General features: G+C 51.4%; 17 protein-coding genes and 1 riboswitch. Of the genes, 14 read left to right on the top strand and 3 right to left on the bottom strand.

Features of this window, described 5'->3' with window-relative positions; translation table 11 throughout:
* The first annotated feature begins 296 nt into the window (after positions 1 to 296).
* Complete coding sequence (locus tag VB741_RS07280; protein WP_323364497.1) at positions 297 to 713, top strand: NUDIX hydrolase; 417 nt, start codon at positions 297 to 299, stop codon at positions 711 to 713.
* Here the strand turns inward: VB741_RS07280 and gcvT are convergent.
* Positions 710 to 1786, bottom strand: a complete 1077-nt coding sequence (gcvT, locus tag VB741_RS07275; protein WP_323364496.1) for a glycine cleavage system aminomethyltransferase GcvT — start codon at positions 1784 to 1786, stop codon at positions 710 to 712. The two genes, VB741_RS07280 and gcvT, sit on opposite strands and share 4 nt — an antisense overlap.
* A gap of 130 nt (positions 1787 to 1916) precedes the next feature.
* Between gcvT and VB741_RS07270 the strand changes: the two genes are divergently transcribed.
* A complete protein-coding gene (locus tag VB741_RS07270; RefSeq protein ID WP_323364495.1) occupies positions 1917 to 2693 on the top strand; it encodes a hypothetical protein in 777 nt (258 codons plus the stop codon).
* 89 nt (positions 2694 to 2782) lie between these two features.
* On the opposite strand, the gene queG is transcribed toward VB741_RS07270, so the two are convergent.
* Both queG and VB741_RS07260 read right to left on the bottom strand, forming a co-directional pair.
* Positions 2783 to 3781, bottom strand: coding sequence for a tRNA epoxyqueuosine(34) reductase QueG (gene queG, locus VB741_RS07265; protein ID WP_323364494.1), 999 nt, complete (start codon positions 3779 to 3781; stop codon positions 2783 to 2785).
* A gap of 28 nt (positions 3782 to 3809) precedes the next feature.
* Positions 3810 to 4211: a hypothetical protein gene (locus VB741_RS07260; RefSeq protein WP_323364493.1), complete on the bottom strand. Its 402-nt coding sequence runs from the start codon at positions 4209 to 4211 to the stop codon at positions 3810 to 3812.
* Here VB741_RS07260 and VB741_RS07255 point away from each other — a divergent pair.
* The 12 genes from VB741_RS07255 to VB741_RS07200 all read left to right on the top strand — a co-directional run bounded on the left by VB741_RS07255 (position 4210) and on the right by VB741_RS07200 (position 19053).
* Positions 4210 to 4518, top strand: coding sequence for a hypothetical protein (locus tag VB741_RS07255; RefSeq protein WP_323364492.1), 309 nt, complete (start codon positions 4210 to 4212; stop codon positions 4516 to 4518). The two genes, VB741_RS07260 and VB741_RS07255, sit on opposite strands and share 2 nt — an antisense overlap.
* Before the next feature lie 31 nt (positions 4519 to 4549).
* Positions 4550 to 4673: riboswitch (guanidine-I (ykkC/yxkD leader) on the top strand.
* 116 nt (positions 4674 to 4789) lie between these two features.
* Positions 4790 to 5965, top strand: coding sequence for an agmatinase family protein (locus VB741_RS07250; RefSeq protein WP_323364491.1), 1176 nt, complete (start codon positions 4790 to 4792; stop codon positions 5963 to 5965).
* A 71-nt stretch (positions 5966 to 6036) separates the two neighbouring features.
* Complete coding sequence (hypA, locus tag VB741_RS07245) at positions 6037 to 6390, top strand: hydrogenase maturation nickel metallochaperone HypA (RefSeq protein ID WP_323364490.1); 354 nt, start codon at positions 6037 to 6039, stop codon at positions 6388 to 6390.
* 90 nt (positions 6391 to 6480) lie between these two features.
* Complete coding sequence (gene hypB, locus VB741_RS07240) at positions 6481 to 7197, top strand: hydrogenase nickel incorporation protein HypB (RefSeq protein WP_323364489.1); 717 nt, start codon at positions 6481 to 6483, stop codon at positions 7195 to 7197.
* A gap of 95 nt (positions 7198 to 7292) precedes the next feature.
* Positions 7293 to 8339 (top strand): ABC transporter substrate-binding protein, encoded by a 1047-nt coding sequence (locus VB741_RS07235; RefSeq protein ID WP_323364488.1) that lies wholly within the window; start codon positions 7293 to 7295, stop codon positions 8337 to 8339.
* A 146-nt stretch (positions 8340 to 8485) separates the two neighbouring features.
* Complete coding sequence (locus tag VB741_RS07230) at positions 8486 to 9331, top strand: ABC transporter permease (protein ID WP_323364487.1); 846 nt, start codon at positions 8486 to 8488, stop codon at positions 9329 to 9331.
* A 2-nt stretch (positions 9332 to 9333) separates the two neighbouring features.
* The gene (locus tag VB741_RS07225; RefSeq protein WP_323364486.1) at positions 9334 to 10104 is read left to right on the top strand and encodes an ABC transporter ATP-binding protein; all 771 of its coding nucleotides are present in this window, start codon (positions 9334 to 9336) and stop codon (positions 10102 to 10104) included.
* A 41-nt stretch (positions 10105 to 10145) separates the two neighbouring features.
* Complete coding sequence (locus VB741_RS07220) at positions 10146 to 11252, top strand: aromatic ring-hydroxylating oxygenase subunit alpha (protein WP_323364485.1); 1107 nt, start codon at positions 10146 to 10148, stop codon at positions 11250 to 11252.
* A 246-nt stretch (positions 11253 to 11498) separates the two neighbouring features.
* Positions 11499 to 12926, top strand: a complete 1428-nt coding sequence (locus tag VB741_RS07215; RefSeq protein ID WP_323364484.1) for a dihydrolipoyl dehydrogenase family protein — start codon at positions 11499 to 11501, stop codon at positions 12924 to 12926.
* A 170-nt stretch (positions 12927 to 13096) separates the two neighbouring features.
* A complete protein-coding gene (locus VB741_RS07210; RefSeq protein ID WP_323364483.1) occupies positions 13097 to 13318 on the top strand; it encodes a hypothetical protein in 222 nt (73 codons plus the stop codon).
* 908 nt (positions 13319 to 14226) lie between these two features.
* On the top strand, positions 14227 to 14886 hold the full coding sequence (locus tag VB741_RS07205) for a DUF928 domain-containing protein (RefSeq protein WP_323364482.1): 660 nt from the start codon (positions 14227 to 14229) through the stop codon (positions 14884 to 14886).
* 165 nt (positions 14887 to 15051) lie between these two features.
* The gene (locus tag VB741_RS07200) at positions 15052 to 19053 is read left to right on the top strand and encodes a CHAT domain-containing protein (RefSeq protein ID WP_323364481.1); all 4002 of its coding nucleotides are present in this window, start codon (positions 15052 to 15054) and stop codon (positions 19051 to 19053) included.
* Positions 19054 to 19057: the final 4 nt, after the last annotated feature.

Here is a 19057-nt window from a genome sequence, read left to right as displayed (position 1 = left end):
GGTGGGGTGGGTTTCGATCGCTAGCACTAACGATCGAAACCCACCCCGTTGCCCCTCCTGGGAGGGGATGAGGTATCGGCTTTTTATCAGAAGTTCTAAGTCTTAAAGAATATCAAACTTGAAAAGTACTTTTTCTTGAAAAGCAGCATATTACGAGCCCATCCCCTCCCGGAAGTAATAGAGCTGTTCGATCGAGAACGGGGATGCCAAATAGCAAAGGGGTTTTTCCTTTGAGCTGGGTGGGTCTCGATTGAGTGTTGTCGTATACTTCTCCTGAGATTTCCATAGGACAAGAGATGATATCTGAAAATCGAGCCGTCCAGCCTGTTCTCCATGTAGTAGCCTATGCTGTTGTTGAGCATCAACAGTTACTCACGGTGCGCAAGAAAAACACTCATAAATTTATGTTTCCGGGGGGCAAATTCCGACCTGGGGAAGATGCGGTCACGGCTATTCAGCGGGAGGTCCGAGAAGAATTAAATTGTGAGATTGATCCCAACACATTTAGACTGTTAGGAAAATTTGTGACGGTGGCCGCCAATGAGGCGAATACCCAGTTAGTGGCCACTGTCTTCCAGGGTGGTCTGATGGGTATCCCCGTAGCCTCCAGCGAAATTGTTGAGCTGCAATGGATACCGATTATGGCGGCGGATTATGGGATTGAGTTGGCCCCTCTTTTGACGGACTGGGTGTTGCCCCATCTCCGAACCTAGGCCGCTGCTTTATAAAACGGTCTCTTAACCACCGTTGCCAGTACCGTCTTTTGCCGAATTTTTACATTGACCACCGAACCAATTTTGGCCAGTTCAACCGGCACATAGGCCAAAGCGACGGGGTAACCCAAGGTGGGGGATAGGGTGCCGCTAGTGACAATGCCGATGGGCTGATCAGCCTGCACAATCGGGTAGTCATGACGGGCAATATTACGCCCTTCTAGTTGCAGGCCCACCAGTCGCCGGGTTACCCCGTCTGCCTGCTGCTGAGCCAGCACATCCCGCCCAATAAAGTCCGGTACCTGGTCCAAGTGAACCAACCAGCCCAGTCCTCCTTCCAACGGAGTTGTGTCATCGTTAATGTCCTGACCATAGAGGGCCATAGCGGCCTCTAGCCTCAGGGTATCCCTGGCTCCCAGGCCACAGGGTTCAGCGCCTTTTTCCTGGAGCGCTTGCCAAATGCCAGGAGCGGCGGCGGCATCTACCATTACTTCAAAGCCATCTTCGCCGGTATAGCCTGTGCGGGCCAAGAAGGCTTGGCTGCCGAGTACTTGGCCATAGGTGTGGTTATAGCGACGGATGGTGCTGAGATCGACATCCGTAATCAGCTGCAGGGTTTCCACTGCCTTAGGTCCTTGCACGGCAATTAAGGCTTGGGTTTGGGAGTTATCCTGAAGGTTCACATCGGATAGATGCTCCAGTAACCAGGATTTATCTTTGTCGGTGGTGCCCGCATTGACAATTAGGGTGACCTGCTCCCCTTCGTCATAGATGATCAGGTCGTCGATGATGCCCCCCTGGGGATTGAGTAATACGGTGTACTGGGCTTTACCAGGGGCCAGTTTCCCAAGGTCGGAGGGGACCAGTTGCTGCAGCGATCGCAACACGTTATCCCCCGTAAGAATAAATTTTCCCATATGGGATATGTCGAATAGGCCCACCGACGAGCGCACAGCCGTATGTTCTTGTTTAATGCTGCTAAATTGGACGGGCATTTCCCAACCGGAAAATGCCGTCATCCGGGCATTGGCTTGAACACATAAATCGTAAAGCGGAGTGTGGAGCAGGCTCATGGCAAACGGATGATGGAATGTAAATAGGGGTAATGAACTATCTTGTTTAGGTGAAATGGCTAAACCGAACTTGATTGCGACAGATCAAGGGGGAACACTGGGCCTTCAGGGTCTGGGATCATGTTAAGTTATGTCGTCTTACAATTCTTCTTGGTTTGTCCATCAGCTGCAGACGTTGCTCAATCGTAGTCAATCTAGTCTAACTGCTATGCCGCAACCGGCCCATCGTTTTGTTCTATTTGGTACAGCGCTGAGCGGCGGTCATTTAGTGGCCGATATCCTCCATCGCTCGGTCGATGGGCGGTATGGTCCGCTGCCCAACACCTGGTCAGTGGAGTCCCTGCTAGAGCGTCGTCACTTTTTTCCACTACAGCATATTCGCCGCCATGGGGCGGCCTGTGGTGACTATCTATTTGGCTTTCGGCTATCGGCGGTGGATCTGATGGTGACCCATGGCATGGGTGAGCCCCATCGGTTTATGACCCTGTTGCATGACCAGGGGTACAAGGTGATTCATCTGCAACGACGGGATTTGATGCGCCATGCGATCGCAACCCTCAAATCAAAGGATCCCACCAATCTCCTCATTGATCCCCAAATGCTGATTGCCACCCTCAAACAGCTAGATGAGCAACGCATTGCCGAATCCAGCATTGTGGCCCAGGTACCCCACCTAGCCATTATTTATGAAACGGACTTGCTTAATCCCAATGTCCACACCGCCACCGCCCAGAGGCTATGCAACTTTTTAGCCCTCCAGCAACGGCAACCCCTGAACTGTGCCATGAAGCTAGTACACCAAAGCATCTCGGACCTAGTATCCAACTACGATGAGCTCTGTGCTGCCCTGGAACAATCAGACTATGCCTATGTCCTGAGCGAAGCCTCAGCGAAGTTGGTGATATAGAAGGGAAAATCTGGGGGGCAGCATAGAGAAGGCCGCATACAGAGGGTTGACGGACCACTAGACCCTTTTTATCTGGACTCCCCACTCCCCTATCTCCCCTGTTCCTTTTCCTCTAATCTCTGCCCTGCCAATACTGCTTTTGCATTCCGCCGCCACATCGCCGGTTTAATCCGCCGCAGTGCCGATGCCGAAAACCGCTGATTCCAGACCTGTTCATCCAAAGTGGCCAGCTCCTCTAACGGGGGAGCCACATTCCCTGGATAGGGTTCAAACTCCACCACATCCGTGGGTTGGGCAAAGCGTTGATTCCAGGGACACACATCCTGACAGATATCGCAGCCCGCCACCCAGTTATGGAGATGGTTGGCCACCTCAGACGGCAAGGTGGTCCCACGATTTTCGATGGTGTGGTAAGCAATACAGCGATTGGCGTCCACCACACCAGGAGCCCGGATGGCCTCCGTGGGGCAGGCATCAATGCAACGGGTACAGGTACCGCAGTGGCTGGCATGGGGGCGGGATGGCGGCAACACCACATTGGTCAAAATTTCCCCCAAAAATACCCAGGAACCATAGTCCCGAGTGATCACATTGCCATTTTTTGCCACCCAACCCAGTCCCGCCTCCTGGGCCCAAAATTTATCCTGCACCGGCCCCGTATCGGCGTAGTAGCGGGCGGTGATGTCGTTACCCTGGGTCCGCAGCCAGAGGGAGAGCTGCTTGAGTTTTTTATGCACCACCCGATGATAGTCGCGGCCCCAGCCATAGCGGGCAATTTTGCCATATTTAGCCCCTTCGGCCCCCGCAGGCCGCTGGTGGGGAGTGTAGTAATTTATCGCCACGCAAATGATGGAGCGCACATCCGGCATGACTTGGCGAATATCCTGGCGTTTCGGATTGGCCATCCAGGCCATATCGGCCTGATATCCTTGGTCCAACCAGTCTTGCAACCGGGTTTGCATGGCCTGCTCTGGGGCACTGGCCTCAGGGGGGACTGCCACAATGCCAACTCGATGAAAGCCGATTGCTTTGGCCTTTTGCTCTAGCTGATGTCGGAGGGAAGGGATGAGGGGCAGGGAATCTGACACAGGATTAATTTTTCAACTCGCACCAACATTACCGGACTGCAAATAAGGATTTAACCGATGACAGCCATTGTTCTAGGGTGGCATCCACTCTGGAGTCCGTATCCGTGCCGTTACCTATGCCGACATCCACCCTGGTATCCATACCGTCCTTGAGACTGGCATTGACGCCATCCTCCTCCCTGGCATCGATATCATTCCCCCTAGCTGGAGGGGAAGTTGGGGGGGACTGCTCCCCAGCGATAGCTTCACTTAACCAGTCTAGGGGAGACCACACTTCAGGCTGCTCCTCAACCACCGGAATTTCCGGCGGGTTAGTGAGTTCAGGCACAATTTGAAATACTGCCCCATGATCCCCATCCATTGCCTGAACCTCAGGGGCCTCAACCGATTTCTCCCTGGGCTGTTCCCCAACGGACACAGCCAGAGCCATGGATGGGGCCAATCCCATCCACCCAAGCAGGATTACCAAGACAATCAAAATAGCCCTAAGCCACCAGGTCATTACGTTGCGTAGTCTTCCCATCGCTGTGATTTTATTCTGCCAGATTAAATTGAAAATGGGACGAGGTCTTGAACATTACCCAGGATCAGCCATGGCTCGAAAAATTAAACTTGATATAACGATTGCTAAGCTCCTTGCCTGGAGTAATCTTCTGAAATGTTTTTTATTTCTCTTCCCATTAAAAATAATACGTTACAGTTTAAGAGAAGATTTAGTAGCAATGGATACTCTTTAAAAAGTAACAAGCTTAAATACTGGAACAAACAAATACAGGTTTCTAGGGTTCCGGTTTTATCGTTTGAGACGTCATGGACTATCTCAAGATTAAATGTCTGGACCGAGAGAGGCCACCAGGTTTCTGGTACACGGCGGGATAAAAGCCCGGGAGAAAACATTTAGCAGATTCTTTCTGCTAGTGTTTCTCTCGGGTTTTTGATTTTTTGTCTATTTTTTTTAAGTTATTCTGCTTCGCCCCCTTCGCCCCTTCAGTATTACGTACCGACATCATGAGTGACACCCCCACCTTTCGTAATCCAGCCGATTCAGAAGCTAATCGAGCTCTAGAGCTTGAGGCTGCCTTGCCCCTCACGGGCTGGCAGCAAGAAGTCTCCAAAGGCCTAGAGTATGGTTTAGAGGCCGCTGAGAGTATTCGCGATCGCACCATTCCCACCTTCTCTCGCGGCGAGCTGCCCCACTACGCTGGCATTAACACCTTTCTCAAAGCCCCCTACATAGAAGATGTGCGCAAGGTGGGCGAATACGATGTCGCCGTCGTCGGCGTCCCCCACGACTCGGGTACCACCTACCGCCCCGGCACCCGGTTTGGCCCCCAGGGCATCCGCCGCATTTCCGCGCTCTACACCCCCTACAACTTTGAGATGGGCATCGATCTGCGGGAACAGATCACCCTGTGCGATGTGGGGGACATTTTCACGATTCCTGCCAACAACGAAAAATCCTTCGACCAAATTTCGAAAGGGATTGCCCACATTTTTAGCTCCGGGGCATTTCCCATCATTCTCGGTGGCGATCACTCCATCGGATTTCCCACTGTGCGAGGTGTCTGCCGCCACCTCGGCGATAAAAAAGTAGGCATCATCCACTTTGATCGCCATGTGGACACCCAAGAGACTGACTTGGACGAGCGCATGCATACCTGCCCCTGGTTCCATGCCACCAACATGAAAAATGCCCCCGCCAAGAATCTGGTGCAGCTGGGCATCGGGGGGTGGCAAGTGCCGCGCCAGGGGGTCAAGGTCTGCCGCGAGCGGGCCACCAACATTCTCACCGTGACCGACATCATGGAAATGGGACTGGATGCTGCCGCTGACTTTGCCCTGGAGCGCGCCCTGGACGGTACCGACTGCGTCTACATCAGTTTTGACATCGACTGCATCGATGCCGGATTTGTCCCCGGTACTGGCTGGCCCGAACCCGGTGGTCTTTTACCCCGCGAGGCCCTAGCCCTCCTAGGCAAGATCATCCGCAGAGCCCCCGTGTGCGGCCTAGAAATCGTCGAGGTCTCCCCCCCCTACGACGTCAGCGACATGACTTCGCTCATGGCCACCCGCGTCATCTGTGATGCCATGGCCCATCTGGTGCAGTCAGGTCAACTACCCCGCACCACCCCCGACTATATCCATGCCGAAGCCAATATGGATGTTGGCAGCGGTTGGCAATAATGCAAACCACCTGTAGGTGTGGACATGCCCACATCTACAGCTCCCAGATCCCGTCTTAACTTTCTCCGCCCATGCACGAAACCGACATGACCAAGGCCTTGATAGTCACTATTCAAGACTGGTGGGATGCCCAACCAGAGCGTCCCATTATCCAAAAGGTGCATCTGATCGTCGGGACCTTTACCTGCGTAGAGCCCGCTAGTTTAGAGTTTGCCTTTGAGGTGCAGACCCAAGGCACCTTTCTCGATGGGGCTGAGCTGGTGATCAAAGACATTCCCCTGGTGGCCCATTGCCATACCTGTCGCAGTGATTACAGCCCTGACCTGGGCAGTCAATATGCCTGCCCCACCTGTAATAGCCCTATGGAGGATATTCGCTCTGGTCGTGAACTCAAAATCGATCGTCTAGAATGTGTGACTGCCTAGTAGGACGTTCGGGCCGTACCACCCTCCGGGTTTTCCCATTTACCTTTCCTCGTTGCTCCCTTTCCCCTTGCCCCCCTGCCTTTTATCCCCATGCACCAAACCTTTGACGCCGCCATCGAAATGAACCTGCTCCATGCCAACCAGCGGGGGGCTGAGCATAACCGTACCCATTTTGATCGGTGGGGCATCACCTGCATCAATCTGATGAGCAGCCCTGGGGCGGGTAAAACCCAACTCCTAGAGCGCACGCTCGAGGGTCTGCGGGATCTCAAAATCGCCGTCATTGAAGGGGATATGACCACGGAACTGGACGCCGATCGACTGCGTCAGTATGGTGTTCCGGTCATTGCCATCAATACGGGCCGCTCCTGCCATCTGGACTCAAAGATGGTGGCTGGGGGGATTCATCAGCTAGAGCAGGGACACACCCCCACCGAGTTGGACCTGGTGGTGGTGGAAAACGTTGGCAATTTGGTCTGTCCCGCCGAATTTGAGGTGGGAGAACATGCCAAAGTTGCCCTGCTCAGTATTACCGAAGGAGAAGACAAACCCCTAAAATATCCGGTCATGTTCCGCGAAGCTGACTGTTTGTTAATTACCAAAACAGATCTCGCCCCCCATTTGGAGGTTGACCTAGACCGGATCGAAGCCAATGTGCGACAAATTAACCCTAATGTGGTGATCTTTCGCGTTTCTGCTAAGTCTGGAGACGGCTTGGCGGATTGGTTTGATTGGATTCACAAAACAGTGACTAACCAAGCAAACCGTCTTACAGCTCACAGTATGGCAACCCAGAGTCCTGTATAAAGCAAGGCAACACCTAGTTTCCTTCGGTTCAAATGGTCATCTGCCCAGCCATCTGCCAAGATTGCCTATAGTTTTCCAGTGTGATGAGGTACACAATGCAACGACAGCGATTTTTGTCCACATGTTTAGCTTTTGTCTTTAGTTTGGTGGTGGCCGTAGGATGTGGAGGCAATGCCCCAGACACTAGCTCTGAACCCACTGATACTCCAGTTGCTGCAGCCGATGCCGCTCCTTTGGTGATTGGCTATAGCAACTGGCCGGGGTGGTTACCCTGGACCGTGGCCGAAGAAAAGGGACTGTTTGCAGAGAACGGAGCCAATGTAGAACTGAAGTGGTTTGACGGTTACCTGGCCTCTATGGAAGCGTTAGCCGCTGGCCAACTGGATGGCAATGGCCAAACCCTGAACGATACCATTTCATTTGCAGCGGATGCCGCGAATGGAGAAGTCGTTGTTTTGGTCAACGACAACTCGGCAGGTAATGACAAGGTGATTGTGGCCGAAGGGATTAATAGTATCCAAGATTTGAAAGGGAAAACTGTTGCCTTAGAAGAGGGTGTGGTGGGTGACTTTATGCTTACCCAGGCCCTGGAAGAGGCGGGCATGTCTCGCTCAGATATCACCATCAAGAACTTAGAAACCGGTGCAGCCGCGGCGGCCTTCGCATCGGGACAGGTGGATGCGGTCGCTGCTTGGCCTCCTTTTTGGGGTATTGCCCTGGAACGGGAGGGTAGTAAGGAGTTATTGTCTTCTAAAGATTATCCAGGCGCAATTCCTGACCTGTTGGTGATGAGTCAAAAAGTGGTGGATGAACAGCCCGAACAAGTTCAAGCTATTGTCAACACTTGGTTTGCCACCCTCGACTACATTGCTAAGAACGAGGAAGAGGCGGAGAAAATCATGGCCGAGCGCTCTGGGGTTTCCGTGGAAGAGTATCGGGATTTCAAATCAGGCACTCGCATTTTCACCGTAGAAGAAAATTTGGAAGCGTTTAGCGATGGGGACACCATGAAGCACATGCCCTTTGCTGCTCAAAAAATGAATGACTTCATGGTGGATGTGGGCTTTATTGAAGCCGGTCCTGAAGACTTGAGTGCCATCTTCGATGACAGTTTTGTTAAAGCCTATGCGGCAGGCTCCTAGCACAACCGATGGTAGGTCGGCTGTGCCTACATATGTTGTGCCTACTATAGTGTCTTGCTAACAGGAATATGAAAACCGGGGAGCAAAACCTTGCTCCCCAGCCAATTACTTAATTACGCTCCGTTCTTCACCCTTTGTTTTGACCTATGACTCAAGTCTCTGATCCCTTGAGAGATGATTTTGAGCCAGCACCAAAAAGCCTAGAGCCAACGGTGTTTTGGCGCATTGCCGAGGATATTCCCAATGGGTTGAACTGGGCGCTGATTGTGGCTTCTGTGGTGGTTCCGTTTACCCTCTGGTGGATTCTGTCGAACTACACCGGGGTTAATCCTAAGTTCTTACCCAGCCCTCAGGATGTGGTTGGAGCCTTTCTGCGACTGTGGGAAAAAGGATTTGTTACCCAAGATATTTTGGCCAGTTTTAGCCGGGTTGCCATTGGGTTTACCTTGGGGGCCCTGATTGCCATTCCGTTAGGCATCAGTATGGGTGCCTATGCTAGCATTCGGGCCTTCATGGAGCCAATTATTGGAGTTTTGCGGTATATGCCCGCCCCGGCATTTATTCCATTGTTAATTATTTATCTGGGGCTGAATGAGGAACCAAAAATTACCCTGATTTTTATCGGGACGGTGTTCTATAACATCCTGATGATTATGGATGCGGTTAAGTTTGTGCCGAAGGACTTGATTGAGACCGCCTACACCTTGGGGGGGCGGCGCTGGCAGGTACTGATGTCGGTGATTACCCCCTATGTTATTCCCAATATTATTGATGCTTTTCGGATTAATGTGGCCGGTGCCTGGAACTTGGTGGTGATTGCGGAGCTAGTGGCAGCGGAAGAGGGTTTGGGGAAACGTATTTTGTTGGCCCAACGGTTTTTTAAGACCGATGAGATTTTTGCCTGTTTGATTATGCTTGGGGTGATTGGATTTGCCCTTGATTTGATCTTTCGTTGGGTGCTCAAGACAACCTGTAAGTGGGCCTTTGATTAATTATGCATCTTGAAATTTCTCAGCTTTATAAGCAATTTCCAACGCAGCAAGGCCCATTGGTGGCGCTCAAGGATATCAGTATGCATGTGGACACCGGGGAACTGGTGTGTGCCGTGGGAGCTTCTGGTTCAGGCAAATCAACGCTGCTGCGGTTAGTTGCTGGGTTAGATGCGCCTACGGGCGGCAAGATTACCGTCGATGATCAGCCGGTGACGGGACCTGGAGCTGATCGGGGCATGGTGTTTCAGAAATATACGCTCTATCCCTGGATGACGGTGCAGCGCAATGTGGAGTTTGGTCTGAAGCTCCAGGGCATGGCCAAGCAGCAGCGTCGGGAACGGGCTAGCTACTATCTGGAGGTGGTGGGGCTGACTAAGTTTGCCCAATCCTTGCCGAAGGAGCTGTCGGGGGGAATGAAGCAGCGGGTTGCGATCGCACGCGCCCTCGCCTGTCATCCCAAAATCCTGCTAATGGACGAACCCTTTGGCGCCCTGGATGTGCAAACCAAAGAAGCCATGCAGCTGTTTTTGTTAGATCTGTGGAAGCGGACGCAATGCACCATTTTGATGATCACCCACGATGTGGAAGAAGCGGTTTTCCTCTCCCAACGGGTGTACGTGATGACGGCCCGACCAGGTACCATCCAGCGGGAAATCATGGTTGATCTACCGGCGGAGCGCACCTATGCCATTAAACGGGACCCCAAGTTCCAGGCCTATAAGCATGAAATTACTGACCTGCTGCGGGGCAAGCAGGATTTGGTGACCGCTTAGCTCCAAGTGTATCTGCCATGGTATCTGAACCAAAATCGCCAATGACAGCTGAATTGACGACTGACTTAACAGTTGAACTGCCCGAGCGCTTTTTGCTCACCGCCGAGCATTACACCGATGCCGCTTTGTGGCCGGTGGAACGCACCCATATTTTTCAGCGTACTTGGCTCTACCTAGGCGATAGTGACCAGCTCACAGTGGGGCAGGTGTGGGTCAGGCAGGTGGTGGGTAAGCCGGTGGTGATTACCTGTACGGCCCCCGGCGAGTTCCACGCGTTTCATAATGTTTGCCTCCACCGGGCCTCGCTGCTGTGCAATGCCAATGGCATCTCATCCCAAAAGCATCTGATCTGTCCGTACCATGCCTGGGTCTATGATCTGGCGGGCAATTTGGTGGGAGTCCCCTCTCAACAAAAATTCTCAGAATCCTTTAAGGCTAAGGACTATACCCTCCAGCCCATTCGTCTGGAAACCTGGTGTGGTTTTCTATTTATCTGTTTTACCGACGATGCCCCACCGCTTCACACCTTTTTAGGTAGCATCCCCACCCATTTGGGTCAGCACCGCCGGGATGAAACCCGCTTGCTGTTCACCCAGCGGAAAACGGTGGCCTGTAACTGGAAGAATTTTCACGATAATACCCTGTGTGATTATCATGTTGCGATCGCACATCGCCATACCCTACACAAAGTCCAAGGCCCGATCAAATACTACGAGCACCAGCTAGAAACCTACACCAATTTACTCCGCACCCCCGTCCTCAATAGCTGGCAGGCCGACAACTCCACCCTGTCCGATCTACCTGAGCTAGGCCGCACATCCTTCCTAACCTACGGTATTTTTCCCAACCTCCACCTGCTCGGTCTCCCCAACGGCATCCTCGCCTGGCTCTACATCGAACCCCTCACCCCTGACACTTGCGAACTACGGTCAGAAGTCTACGGTATTCCCCAACTGAGTCCACCGCTAGAAACCCTACAGGCTGACTTTGATGCCTTTACCAACGAAGATATTGCCCTCACCGAAAGCGTTCAAAAAGGCTACGCCAGCGGCACCTATCGCCCTGGCCCCGTCAACCAGCTAGAAGCCCGAATTATCCATCAACAGCAGCTGATCCTGAAGTTTTTACAGCTAGATCCACATCCATAAGCCGTAGCGCCTATAGTCAAAGTTCCAAGTCAAGGCCCCATGCATTCACCAAGCAGGCCATAGGGAATGGCTGAAAGCCGGTTCCCAGCGATACCTCACTCCTTAACCCTGGGCGCCCCCTGAGCAACCTGGGTATTGCCGATCCGAACTTAGGGACGACCTTTAGCATTTTTTCCAGAGGTTCTCAGCCAGGGTTCAGAAACAACCTGTAGCTTCAAATAGGAAATCCATCAGGAGTAATAAACCATGACAGTTGAGTACGATCTTGTAGTGATTGGCGGTGGGTCTGCCGGGCTTGTGGCCGCCAGTGCTGGGGCTCAGCTCAACGCGCGCATTGCTCTGGTGGAAAAGCACCTCTTGGGTGGGGACTGTCTGCACTATGGCTGTGTCCCCAGTAAGTCCCTGATCCACGCCGGCCAGGTGGCCCACCATGTACGTACCGGATCTAAGTTTGGCATCTACACCGACCCGCCCACCATCAAATTCGAAGAAGCCATTAACCACGTTCAGAATGTCATTAGCATCATCCAAGAACATGACTCAACGGAGCGATTTGAAGCCCTAGGGGTGGACGTATTCTATGGTTCAGGTCAGTTTATCAACGCCCGCACCTTTGAAATCAATGGACAGCAGCTCAAGGGCCGCAACTTCCTAATCTCCACCGGATCTCGTCCGGCCATTCCCCCCATAGAAGGCCTCAAGGACGTCGGCTTCTTAACCAACGAACAGGTCTTTTCCCTCAAGCAGCGACCAGACTCCCTAGCCGTGATTGGCGCTGGTCCCATCGGCTGTGAATTGGGCCAGTCCTTTGCCCGATTGGGGGCTGAGGTTACCATCATTGCCAGCGGCGATCAAATCATGCCCAAGGAAGAACCGGAAGCGGCTGCCGTCGTCCAAAAACAGCTGGAATCTGAAGGCATTCGGGTACTCACCAAAAGTCGGGCCCAAAAAGTAGAGATCATCGACGGCAAAAAACATCTTTACATGGGCAACCAGGTGGTCATCGTGGATGAAATTTTACTCTCCACCGGGCGGGTCCCCAACGTCGAATCCCTGGGCTTAGAGGCCATCGGCGTAGAAGTGGGTAAAGCTGGCGTTAAGGTGAATGAAAAGCTACAGACTAGTGTTAAGCACATTTACGGTGCAGGTGACGTCATTGGTGGCTATCAGTTCACCCATGTGGCCGGTTATGAAGCCGCCGTGGTGATTCAGAATGCCCTATTTCTCCCCACCAAAAAAGCAGATTACCGGGTGATTCCCTGGGCTACCTTCACCGAACCTGAACTATCCCGCGTGGGCTTGACCGAAACCCAGGCCAGGGAACGATATGGGGATGATGTGGCCGTGCTCAAACATGACTTTAAAGAGGTAGATCGAGCCCTGGCCGAAGCAGCGGGGTACGGATTTGCTAAATTTATTACCCGTAAAAATGGTGACATCCTAGGAGCTCACATCGTCGGCCCCCATGCCGGTGAGCTGATCCATGAAGTGGTATTGGCCATGAGCTATAAGATGAAGATTGGAGCGATTAAGAGCATCATCCACGTCTACCCCACCCTGTCAGAGATCAATGCCAAGGCAGCCCTACAGCTAACTAAGCAAAGTTATGCCAAAAATGATCGACTAAAAAACATACTGCGTCGGTTTTTTAACTGGCGGCGTTCTCTGGTTTAGTCCTCTGATTTTTCTGTGTCCTGGGCTGTCCTCTCAGCCCTAACAGCTTTCCCATATCAAAATCTTTAACTACTGTGATCAAAATCATCTCCACGGTAATTTTACAGAGGTACAGTGGGGTGCATGTTCCCTTTCATCAATGCATCTACTGATTTTATGAGGGTACCTCCATGCCTTTTTTACCCCTATTCATTGTTATTGGCATTTTCTTAGCCATCAGTAAAACGTTTCAGTCCAATCAACAGCCTTTACAATCAGCATCAAAAGAGTATGACGAGCAGTTGGTAAATCAAGCACTGATCGACTATATAGCGCACATATCTAGGAGTGAACACAGCTCTGCTGATGGGAAAAAGATTTCCTACAATGCTAGGAAACAACATATCAATTGAAAACAGGGACGATAACAACCCATTGAGATCAACCATTTAATCCCACAGGCCGCCTTAGATATGAGTCTAGGGCGGTTTTTTTACAGAAATTTATAGCTGATAACTGTCTAAAACTGTATAAATTCTGGGGCAAGAGCAATGCCCGTTATCCACGCCGTTATCTACACCTACTATTTAAGGTCTATTTAAGGTCTAGAAACTCTAAGCCTATATATTTGAAATGTCGCTGGTGAAATTTCGCTGGCATACCCAAGTATTCCAATGTAATAAAATAGTTGTGTCATCTACGAAATTAAATCAATCACAACTAACGTGAAAAATAAGTAAATACAACGATCTTACTCGTTTTTCATGCCTTCTAACTACGCCAAATGGCGAACATTGTTCATAGCAATTTCTTAAGATATCATCAGCAAAAATCACTTTATTCTAGTAATTAGATTTTGTTTTATCCTCTGGAGGGATAAGGCTCCAGCATAGGGTGGGAGGGCTGTTCCCCATCATCACTCTTTCTACTTTTGTCTAAATAGATATGCGCATTTTTACATAAAATACATAATTAGGTAAGTACAACCACGGTTTTGTTCAAGGGCTTCCATGCCTTAGAAAAGGGAGAGAGAGGCTTGTATGGGATAACTAAATTTTCCCTGCCAAATAGAATGTAAATGTATTCTTTACTATTTGCATTCGATTCTAAAAGATGCATTTCTAAAGGATGTATTGGGCAGTATGTCTCCCATCAGAGACTCTCTAGGCCTAAAGTCTCATAGAAGGCATAGAGGTATATGCCATTAAACAGTACGACATCAGATTTACGACTCCATATGACACCCACTAACGTTGTAGCTCCATTAACTCCTCTATCTGTCTCCAAACAGTGGGCTCGACTCGCTACGCTAGGGCTAGCCATGGTGCTAGGAGTCTTGTGTTTTTCTCCATCCATTCAAGCGGCAGAAGAAGATCTAGTACGCCAAGGATTGCCGGGTAGACGGATTAGCGGTGCTTCCCGACTACCCACATCTGCCTGTGCTCAAAATTCAGCGCCGCTGGTGGCCATCATTCCCGAAAGTAATTTGGGGGCAACCGCCGTGGCTGAGCCCACACTTTGGTTGAGCGTGCCCGAGGTGGCGAGTGCAAAACAGCTAGAGTTTTATCTGTTTAATGTCCAAGATGAGATTATTTATCAAACCAGCTTGACCGTAGAACCAGCTGCTAACCTCGTCGGATTAGATCTAGGCACCATGGTCGGTGCACCTAAGTTAGAAGTGGATCAGCGCTATCGTTGGGCTGCATCCATTATTTGTAATCCCAACAACCGCTCAGAAAATATTTCAGTGGAAGGATGGGTTGATCGAGTAGAATCATCTGCCCTAGGGGATGGGGGGCTGTGGTACGACCATTTAGGCTTGTTGCTGAATCAGCTACAACAACAACCCCAAAATCAAGCTGTATTAACCCAGTGGCAAACTTTAATGGCATCGGCTAGACTCGATCAAATTGTTCCTCTATCGGTGGATGCAGACTCAGTGAACGTTACGTCATCCACAACATTGGGTGCAACGCCGTAAAGGTTCGCCGCTGATGAGTTGATAGTTAGACCTGTCCTAGCTTCGTATCTGTTGCCGATTTAGGAGATGAGCCGATCTCAGGGAAATGGCCTTAGGTTAAATTTTCCTCATGACATCATTTCGATAGTCAGCAACGTCGCTCGATCAATTATCGGAGCAGTAGCAATGGTTATGGACAGGTTTCAGGTGTTATGGCGTAGTCGCGTTCAAACAATTCAAACAATATTTGCTGTTGGGATAACCACCCTGGGCCTGGGGTTGGTATATAATCCACGGGCTTATGGTCAAGTTGTTTCAGCCCAAGATTCTATCCAAACTCAAGTTATTCAACTCGATAATCAGGTTAACAGTGATTACCGGGTGGTTGGAGGTACCCTTTCAGATGATGCCTCCCTCTTATTTCATAGTTTTGAGAAATTTGATCTAGGGCGTGGTCAAACGGCAGAGTTTCATGTCACACCTGGTGTGGATTCTGTTTTGGGGCGGATCATTAATGGTGTCCCATCCCATATCAATGGGATGATTGAGGTGAGCGGTGGTCCAGCTAGTTTATATTTAATCAATCCGGCAGGAGTGCTGTTTGGCCCTGAGTCATCAATAAATTTGGCCGGTGACTTTACCGTTTTAACGGCGAATCGACTGGACTTTATCCAGGGCAATTTTGCTTTGGTAGGCCACCCGGAGGGGATACAAGGGCCTATTCTACAACTGCATTTCGCCCCTGACGACCCAGCTACTATTGTTAACCTAGGCGATCTGAAGGTAGGGGCCGATCATTCTTTGTCATTGATTGGCCATACAGTGGTTAATGTTGGCACACTGAGGGGTGGAGCAATTAACATAGCCGCCGTCGGTAGCCATGGGGAGGTTTTGGTGGCGGACGGATTACAGTTTGGTCCAGTCCCGCTCAGGCAAACAGGGCCGGGGCAAACAGGACCGAGGCAAACCCTGCCTCCGTGGTTGACCTCTGAGGAGACAGAACATGCCTCTGCCATTGAGCTGGCTGAGGATGGCAGCCTTAGACTGACAGGGTCTCTTCTGTCTACCCTAGAGGAACTTCCCTGGGGTACAGCCCTCGTGGGGGGGGAGTTGACCACCATGGGCCAGCCGACCAGTCAGCTCAACCGGATTCAAATTTTAGGTGACCACGTTGCCACCATGGCCGCGACGATTCAGGCGGCGGACGGTGGACGTATTTTAATCGGTGGGGATTACCAGGGTAGCGGCTTTCTTCCCACCGCCCAGTCCACATTTGTTGATGTAGACACCGCTCTGGTCGCGGATGGAGAGCGGGGCGGACAGGTGGTGGTTTGGTCAGATGGGCATACCCAGTTTAGGGGGACTATTAGTGCCCAAGGGTTGCTGGCTGGAGGGAGTGTTGAAATCTCAGGCAAGGAGCAGCTTTACTTTGGGGGCCAGGTGGATTTGCGATCGCAAGGCACCCCAGGCACCCTGCTCCTAGACCCGGAAAATATCGAAATCCGAGCAGGTAGCGATCCGGGCAGTGCAGATACTAGCGAACCCCAAATTCTATACGAAGATACCCTAGAATCCTCCATTCTTGGCAATACCCATTTAATCCTACAGGCTGACAATGATATTACGATCAAGCCCCTTAGTGACGGGGCCTTAACCTTTGCCCAGGAGACCATCAGTATTAGTTTTTTAGCGGATGCGGATGGTGATGGTCAGGGTCGTTTTACCATGGCCCCAGGTGATCGCTTGGAGGCCCCAGAACAAGATATTTACATCACTGGTGCTGAGATTACCGTTGGGGATATCAGCACCAGTGCCTTCGCCACCATTGATAATTCTGAGAGTGCTGGAGAGATTCGGCTGACGGCCACCCAAGGCAGTATAAACGGGGGTGATTTGACCAGTACAGCGGGAGCCAGTCTGAACAACCATGGAAACGGCGGCAATATTGTTCTGTCAGCCATGGATACCATTACCATTGGCGCCGTTGATACGGCCACCAATGCCCTCAGTAATACAGGGGAGGCCGGGGCCATTACTCTCCTTACCCCATTAGGGAACATTACGACGGGGAGACTGAGTACCCTGACCTCCGGCGGCAGTAATAATACGGGATCTGGGGGAGACATTAATCTTAGCGCCATGGGCCATATCACCACAGGGGATATCACCACATCGGCCAGGGCAAGCACCAATAACTCCGGCACGGCAGGTAATGTATCCCTAAGCAGTCAGCTCGGAAATCTCACCATTGGCTCAATTGCTGTCGATACTACAGCTGATAGTAGCAATATGGGGCACGGTGGCACTCTCTCCCTACAGGCAACCCAGGGAACAATCTTAACCGATGCCATTACCGCCACCGCTATTAGCCCCGACATGGCAGGGACCCGAGGAGGAACTATTCAGCTTAGTGCCGCTGAAGATATTGTGATCGACTCCGCCAATGCAACGGGAACAGGACAAGGGGGGAATATTGAAATAGTGACGCAACAATCCATTCGGGTGGTCGACACCATTGCTAATAGGACTATTCCGGTCAGTTTATTAACCACAGACGGTGGCACCATTCGTTTAAACTACAGCAGTGATCCAACGGTTCCTTTTTCCCTAGGAAATAGTGAGGCACAGGGGACGGTGGGCAGCATTTCCACTGGAGTAGATACCTTGAACGCCCCTCAAACTATTACCCAAGCAATTAGTTTGGATACTATTGAACTCAAGAATTTATTTGAGCCACCCCCCGTCTCACCCCCTGTCTCGCTACCGCCCACACCCCAGCTTCCGGTGGCCCCCCCTGTCCCCCAGCCCGATCTTACAGGTCCTCCCGAGGTCATACCTACATCGCTAGAGCAGCCAAATTCATCTGACATCGAAATTCTCCAGAGGAACACCCCGGGCACAGATGACAAAAACAGTGGCCCTGAGGTGTTGCAGGACCGGGTCATCAGTCATGACGAGTTAATCTGGGTCCAGATCGAGACAGCATTCACCTCTGAGTTTGCCCAAGCCCTCAATCTACCGATACCCACAGCTCCCTCTTTACAGGAAATCCAGCAAAATCTAGCCCAGGTTAGCTATACCCAGAATATTACCCCTGCCCTGATGTATATCCGGCTCAAAGAGGACCACATTGAGCTGGTGCTTGTGGGGAGTGAGGGATCTCCGATATATCGCCCTGTTCCAGTCACAGCGGCAGAGGTGCAGACTGTGATGGACACATTTCAGCAGACTATTACCAACCCTGTCTTGCGCCCCGCCCAATATTTGCCCGCAGCGCAGCAGCTATTTGATTGGTTTGTGGGACCCATGGTGGACGATTTGACAGCGGCTAATATCGACCATATTGGCTTCATTCTAGACCGGGGGCTGCGTTCCATTCCCATGGCCGCGCTCCATGATGGGCAACGCTTTTTGATTGAAGACTACAGCATTGGACTGTTGCCTAGTGCTGGGTTGACGTCCCTAGAGCCTACCTCAGGCATCGTCATTGGGGCGGGCTATGCAGCTGAGGTTGGAGCCCATGCCCCTGGAGCTACCCTGGCCATGGGCATTACTGACTTTGAACACCAGGCCGATTTAGAAGCCGTACCCTTGGAGCTGGCATTGGCTAGTCAACGACAAAATGATGAATATTATCTAAATCATGAATTTACCCTCGAAGCCCTAACCCAGCGTTTAGAAGGGAGCGATTTTACTACGGTACATTTGGCCACCCATGCCCTATTTCAGCCGGGTAATTTAGAGGCTTCCTATGTGCAGTTCTGGGATCAAACCGTTAATCTTAGTCAACTTCAGGAGCTACCGCTGGATGCGATTGACTTTTTGATTTTGAGTGCCTGTGCCACGGCCCTGGGCGATCATGAGGCCGAATTTGGGTTCGCCGGATTAGCTCTTAATGTTGGGGTGAAAACAGCCCTGGCCAGTCTTTGGTCCATTAGTGATGAGGGTACCCTGGGGTTAATGTCAGAGTTTTATCGAGCGATGGAGCAGACTTTAGGGCGCAGCGCTGCCCTGCGTCAGGCCCAATTGGCGATGCTCCAAGGTCATGTGGGTATTAGGAACGGCACGGTCTATGGTGACGGGGATCGCATCATTGGCCATCTTCCCGGATTGGATGCCAGTGGTAGTTGGGACTTTAGTCATCCGGCCTATTGGTCCGGTTTCACGATGATTGGGAATCCTTGGTAGACGT

This window comes from Leptothoe sp. PORK10 BA2 (assembly GCF_034932105.1).
Taxonomy (GTDB): Bacteria; Cyanobacteriota; Cyanobacteriia; order Phormidesmidales; family Phormidesmidaceae; genus Leptothoe.
Note: the sequence above shows the minus strand (reverse complement) of the source record. Positions and strands in the feature narration are given on the sequence as shown.